At 71.0% G+C, this 6268-nt stretch carries 5 protein-coding genes and 2 pseudogenes; 4 read left to right on the plus strand and 3 right to left on the minus strand.

The annotated features are described in order from the left end of the window. The first annotated feature begins 15 nt into the window (after positions 1 to 15). Positions 16 to 870, plus strand: a complete 855-nt coding sequence (locus KR546_RS18735) for an aldehyde dehydrogenase family protein (RefSeq protein ID WP_238446247.1) — start codon at positions 16 to 18, stop codon at positions 868 to 870. 123 nt (positions 871 to 993) lie between these two features. Beyond that, positions 994 to 3282, plus strand: coding sequence for a hypothetical protein (locus KR546_RS18740; RefSeq protein WP_238446248.1), 2289 nt, complete (start codon positions 994 to 996; stop codon positions 3280 to 3282). A gap of 45 nt (positions 3283 to 3327) precedes the next feature. Here KR546_RS18740 and KR546_RS18745 read toward each other — a convergent pair whose 3' ends face one another. From KR546_RS18745 to KR546_RS18755, 3 genes are all read right to left on the minus strand, one after another. Next, the gene (locus KR546_RS18745) at positions 3328 to 3825 is read right to left on the minus strand and encodes a type VI secretion system tube protein Hcp (protein WP_238446249.1); all 498 of its coding nucleotides are present in this window, start codon (positions 3823 to 3825) and stop codon (positions 3328 to 3330) included. 126 nt (positions 3826 to 3951) lie between these two features. Next, positions 3952 to 5403 carry a choice-of-anchor B family protein gene (locus tag KR546_RS18750; protein ID WP_238446250.1) on the minus strand — a complete coding sequence of 484 codons (1452 nt, stop codon included), beginning with the start codon at positions 5401 to 5403 and terminating at the stop codon, positions 3952 to 3954. Positions 5404 to 5604: 201 nt separating this feature from the next. Next, on the minus strand, positions 5605 to 5775 hold the full coding sequence (locus KR546_RS18755) for an undecaprenyl diphosphate synthase family protein (RefSeq protein ID WP_238446251.1): 171 nt from the start codon (positions 5773 to 5775) through the stop codon (positions 5605 to 5607). A gap of 7 nt (positions 5776 to 5782) precedes the next feature. Here KR546_RS18755 and KR546_RS18760 point away from each other — a divergent pair. After that, positions 5783 to 6127 (plus strand): annotated as a pseudogene (locus tag KR546_RS18760) (aldehyde dehydrogenase family protein); the annotation flags it as partial. A gap of 29 nt (positions 6128 to 6156) precedes the next feature. Beyond that, positions 6157 to 6268 (plus strand): annotated as a pseudogene (locus tag KR546_RS19990) (aldehyde dehydrogenase family protein); the annotation flags it as partial.

The following is a 6268-nucleotide window of genomic DNA, read 5'->3' on the forward strand; positions in this document are numbered from 1 at the left end:
CCGAGGACCAGACCAATGGCACGACTGGACGTCCGCAAGACCTACAAGCTGTGGATCGGCGGCGCCTTCCCCCGGTCCGAGTCCGGCCGGACCTGGGAGGTGGGGGGCGCCGACGGGGACGGGGTCGTCAACGTGTCGATGGCGTCGCGCAAGGACACCCGGGACGCCGTCGTCGCGGCCCGCAAGGCCTTCGGGCCGTGGTCGTCCGCGACCGCCTACAACCGGGGCCAGATCCTGTACCGCGCGGCCGAGATGCTCGAGGGCCGGCGTGACCAGTTCGTGGAGGAGGTCCGCTTCGCGACCGGCGACGACCTGCGCACGGCTCGCGCCGAGGTGGACGCGGCGATCGACCGCTGGGTCAACGTGGCCGGCTGGTCGGACAAGCTCGCGGCGGTCGACGGCGCGGCCAACCCGGTCGCCGGTCCGTACTTCGACTTCACCCTGCCCGAGCCGACCGGCGTCGTGGGCGTCCTTGCTCCGAGCGGCTCACCCCTGCTCGGCCTGGTCACCGTGATCGCGCGCACGATCGTGACCGGCAACACCTGCGTGGTCGTGGCCGCCTCCGACGCGCCGACGGTCGCGATCTCGCTGGCCGAGGTGTTGGCGACGTCCGACGTGCCGGGAGGGACGGTCAACCTCCTCACCGGGTTCGCCGACGAGCTCGGACCGATCCTGGCCGGGCACATGGACGTCAACGCGATCGACCTGGCCGGGGCCGGCGACGACTGGGGCGAGCTCGAGGCGCTGGCGGCCGAGAACCTCAAGCGGGTCCTGCGCCCGGCCGACACCGACTGGACCGTGGACCCGGCCCCCCGCGAGATGCTCGCCCTCACCGAGGCCAAGACCGTCTGGCATCCACGCGGCATGTAGCAACTGCGACGCGCCACCGGATGCCCGGCGCGAACTCCTGACGTGGCAACTGTCGCCCGCTTGACTCGTGCGCGGGCGGCCGCACGGCACGTCCGCCACGTCGATCCGGGGGGAGCCCTGCCCATGTCCACGTCCGCCACGACGACGTCGACCATGCCCACCGTCCGGCTTCCACGCCATCGGCTGGGCATCGCCCTGCTGGCCGTGGCCCTGGGCGTGACGACGCTGGCCACCGTGGGCACCACTTCCGAGGCCGCGGCCGTGGAACCCGGACCCCTGGCGTGCGACGACCTGGACCCGGCCTCCTGCCTGCTGCCGTTCCCCAACGACGCCTTCACCGTCGCCGACCCGTCCACCGACACCCGACGTCGCCTGGCGCTGGACCCGGAGACCACCCCGGTCAGCCAGCTCACGGGCCGCCACGTCGACCCGCCCGCGTGGAACGAGACCGATGGCTGGTCACCCGGCTCGCCGATCATGACCGTGGTGCCGGGGCTCGACCTGCCCCGGACGTGGGGGACGGCCGACGAGCCGTTCTCGGACGTCGGCATCAACACCCCCGGGTACTTCGACCACCGTGACCACCTCGCCGACATCGACCGGTACGAGGCCCAGGACGCCCCGATCGTCCTGCTGGACGCCACCACGGGCGAACGCCACCCGTTCTGGTCCGAGCTCGACCAGTCCTCGCCCGCCACGGCCGCGGACGACCTGCTGTTCCTGCGCCCGTCGGTCAACCTCGCCGAGGGCCACCGCTACGTCGTGGCCCTGCGCGACCTGCGCGACGCCGACGGCGAGGTGCTGGCTGCCCCGGACGCCTTCGTGGCCCACCGGGACGGCACCGCGACGGGCCCACGCGCGAACCACCTCCAGGACGTCCTGGCCACGCTGGACGCCGCCGGGATCGCCCGCGACGACCTGTACCTGGCCTGGGACTTCACGGTCGCGTCGCAGCGCAGCCTGACCGAGGCGATGTTGGCCATCCGGGACGACGCGTTCGCCCAGCTCGGCGACACCGACCTGGCCGACGGCCGGGTCACCGGCGACGCACCGGAGTTCACGGTCGACACGGTGACGGAGCTGGACCCGGACGAGGCCAACGGCACCGCCCGCCGGATCACCGGCACGGTCACCGTGCCCAACTACCTCGACCTGCCAGGTGGTCCCACGACGTCGGTGTTCAACGACCCCGACGGTGACGGGCTGCCCGAGCAGCTGGACGGCGACGGCACGCTGCAGGCGAGGTTCGTGTGCCACCTGCCCGAGGACGCGGCCGCCGGCCGCGACCGGGCCACTCCCCTGCTGTACGGCCACGGACTGCTGGGCTCGCCGTTCGGTGAGCTGGACGGCGGCTCGGGCCGGCAGATGCGGCGGCTGAACTTCGCCACCTGCGGGACCCTGTGGATCGGGATGTCCAACGAGGACGTTCCCACGGTCGTCACGCTGTTGACCGACGTGGGCGGCGGTGACGTCAACGGGGACTTCATGAACGCGATCGGGCTGCCCGACCTCGGCACCGTGCCGTCGTTCGAGACGGTCGCCGAGCGGTCCCAGCAGGGCTTCCTCAACTTCCTGTTCCTCGGCCGCGCGCTGGTCCATCCCGACGGCCTGTCGTCCCACCCGGCGTTCCGGGTCGCCCGCGGCAACGGGTCCGGCTCGACCCCGGCCATCCGCACCGCGACGGCCAACTCCCCGTCGCCGCTGGTCTACGACGGCAACAGCCAGGGCGCGATCATGGGCGGAGCGCTGGTCGCGCTGTCGCCGGACGCACGTCGTGGCGTCTTGGGCGTGCCCGGCATGAACTACTCCACCCTGCTCAACCGCAGCGTGGACTGGGAGAACGAACCGGCGCTCGCCGGCGTGTTCGAGACCGCCTACGCGGACCCGGTGGAGCGACAGGTGGTCATCGCGCTGATGCAGGTCCTGTGGGACCGGGGCGAGACCAATGGCTACGCCCACCACGCGACCGACGACCCCCTGCCCAACACCCCGGCGCACGACCTCCTCCTGCACGTCGCGTTCGGTGACCACCAGGTCGCGAACGTCGCCGCCGAGGTGCAGGCCCGCACGATCGGGGCGAAGCTGATGATCCCTGCCCTGGCGGATGGCCTGCACTGGGAGACCGACCCGTACTCCGTGCCGACCGCGACCTACCCGCACCGTGGCTCGGCGATGGTGTACTGGGACTCGGGCAACGCCACGCCGCCCAACGGCAACGTCCCGGCGGACCACGACGGCGATCCGCACGAGGACCCGCGCCGCGAGCCCGGCGGCGCCCACCAGAAGGCCCGTTTCCTGACCGACGGGATCGTCGTCGACGTCTGCGACGGCCAGCCGTACCGCACCGACGACCACCCGGAGTCGGGCAGCCAGCCGTGGTGCACCGGCTTCCCGGCCGGGGCCTTCGACTGACCCACGTCCATCGAGGCGCCGACCGCCAGCGCCCTGGCCGCAGCGTCAGCGATCGACACGGTCCTCGAACTCGACGCCATGGACCTCGTCGACCCAGGCGACGACCGGCGTCACCAGCTCGATGCCGTCGGTCACCGGCTGGTGCGCGACCTCGGGGTCGAGCGTGTCCGGCTGGTCCGTGGTCATCGACGACACCCGAGCCTGTTCGAGGCGGATCGTGAACCGGTGACGGGTCTCACCCGTCACGGGGTCGGTGTCGAACAGCAGGAACGTCGCGTCGACCCGCTCGGCCCGGGCGAGCGCCCGGTACAGCGCCGGGGTCGTGGCGTCCGTGCGCTTGCGCAGCCGGACCGGCAGCAGCTCGTGTCGGCCGCGCGGGCGCCCGCCACCGGCCCCGGCCGTCTCCACGAATGCACCGGCATGGAGCTCCAGCACCTCGACGTGGTCGCTCGACACGTCGACCCCGCCGATGGAGCCCATCGAGACGTCCCCCGTGAGCGCCGTGCCCCCGACCTCCAGTCGTGCGTACCCGTGCAGTGCCATGGCTTCCTCGTCTGCGTCGCCGATCGGATGCCACCGTAGTCTCCGCCGGCCGGACGATGGTCCGTGTACGTGACGAGGGACCCGCCGATCGGCGGGTCCCTCGTGGGCCTGGTCGACGTCAGTCGATCAGCGGTTGCGCTTGCCCTTGGCGAAGGTGTTGTCCGAGCTCTTGGCTCGCGACTGCAGGACGAACAGCCCTTCGTCGCTGGAGGTCACGACCACCTTGCCGTCGCCGAAGTAGGGGTAGGCGCCCCACGTCCCGAAGAAGTCGGTGCGGTCGTCGGACGGGAACACGTCGAAGTAGCCCCGCATCGTCACGCGACCCTGGTCGGCCTTCCACGCGTCGTAGATCCACAGACCCGACGTGTAGTTCGCCTGGTACAGCAGGCCGTCCTTGACGAACATGTTGTGGTCGATCGAGCTGTTGCCGTCACTGTGCACACCGATCAGCTCGACGTCGTCCAGGTCGGAGAAGTCCCAGATGTAGGTGGTGCGCTCGTCGACCTCGCCGAACAGCTCGTCGAGCTCGTCACCGAGGAAGAAGTAGGTGTGGTCCTCGCTCAGCCACCCCTGGTGGGTGTACGCGGCCCCGTCGTAGGGCAGCCGGTCCAGCACGACCGGGTCGTCGATGTCCGTGACGTCGTAGAGCGTGACGGTGTCCTCGTTGGACCCGATGCAGATCTCCCGACCGCGGTAGTCGGCGTCGGGGCCGTCGTACACGACGCACTGGATGTCGTGCGTGTAGCCGTCCTCGTTCATGCACCCGATCAACTGCGGGTCGTTGGGGTCCGCCGTCACGTCGTAGACGATCGCGCCACCACTGCCGTTGAAGACCGGCAGGCCGGGGTTCGCCGTCCCACACTCGTCCGTGACGTCGTACACCGCACCGACCACGTAGAGCCGGCCCGTGTCGAGGTTCAGCGACACGTTGTGGCTCTGGGTCATGTCGGTGATCCGGGGCTGCTCGGCCACGGTGATCGGCCCGGTCGCCCCGCGGAACTGGGTGAGGTCGACGATCTGGATGCCGTTGCCCTCGATCTCGCCGGTGCTCGGGACGTAGGTCGAGAGGTCGATCGACTCCGTGACGATGTAGGCCGTGTCCTGGTAGACCCGCACGTCGCCCCAGACGTTGCCGCTGTCACCGGGGTTCACCGCCGGCAGCGTGCCGAGGTAGACCGGGTTCTCGCCGTCGGTGACGTCGACGAAGGCCGTGCCCTCGAACGTGCCGGCGATCACGAGTTCCATGCCGGTCTCGGAGTCGGTCCAGCCCCACAGGTCGTTGACGAAGGTCGACTCCATGTCCTGCAGCGGCGTGAACGAGGCGAGGTCGACCTTGTGGCACGGGAAGATCCCGGCCATGCCGTCCTCGCAGCGGACGTCCGACATCGCCTCCATCGGCACGCCACCGGGGCTGACCGGATCGACCACGCCGTCGTAGCCCCGTCCCTTCAGCGGGTTGTTCGTGTTGTCCTCGAAGTCGTGTGCGGGATGGGCGGTCGCCGCCAGCTGGCTGCCCACCAGCAGCGCGGCGGCCATCGCCACCGCGGAGATCGTGCGTCGTCTGTTTCGTGTCATCATTCTTCGGGTTCCTGTTCGGGGGAGCAAGTGCGACCCTCGCCACCGGCACGTCACGGTCGGGATCGAGCACACCGTCGTCGCTGCGACGCCGGTCCCGTCGACGCTAGGCGCGGGGTTCGCAGCCTTCCGCGGGTGCGCGCCCTGCACACGACCCGGTGAGGCCCTCGGTCACCATGGCGCAACGTCACGTCATCCCGCCGGTCAGGCGTCCGGATCGGCCCCCGTGACCACGTGGTCGACAGCGCCGCCGAACCGGCGGTCTCGGCCCTGGTAGGCGGCGATGGCCTCGGCCAGCTCGTGGCGGTCGACCTCCTCAAGGACCGGTTGTCGACCCTGCGGCTGGGCGACCCGCTGGGACCTGGAGTGCGCCATCCCGACCAACGGCTTCTGGTTCCGTCCGACCGTGTTCACCGGCGTCGAGCAGGCCCACACCATCGCGACCGACGAGATCTTCGGCCCGGTCCTGAGCGTGCTGACCTTCCGCACTCTCGACGAGGCCGTCGCCAAGGCCAACAACACGCCCTACGGGCTGTCGGCCGGGGTCTGGACCGAGAAGGGCTCGCGCATCCTCGAGATGGCCGGCCGCCTGCGGGCGGGCGTCGTGTGGGCCAACACCTTCAACCGCTTCGACCCCACCAGCCCGTTCGGCGGCTACAAGGAGTCCGGCTACGGCCGCGAGGGCGGCCGCCACGGCCTCACCGGCTACCTCCGACCCGCCCCCTGACCCGCCCGACGTGACCGAGGACCAGACCAATGGCACGACTGGACGTCCGCAAGACCTACAAGCTGTGGATCGGCGGCGCCTTCCCCCGGTCCGAGTCCGGCCGGACCTGGGAGGTGGGGGGCGCCGACGGGGACGGGGTCG

The organism is Salsipaludibacter albus (assembly GCF_019798055.1).
Classification (GTDB): Bacteria; Actinomycetota; Nitriliruptoria; order Nitriliruptorales; family Nitriliruptoraceae; genus Salsipaludibacter; species Salsipaludibacter albus.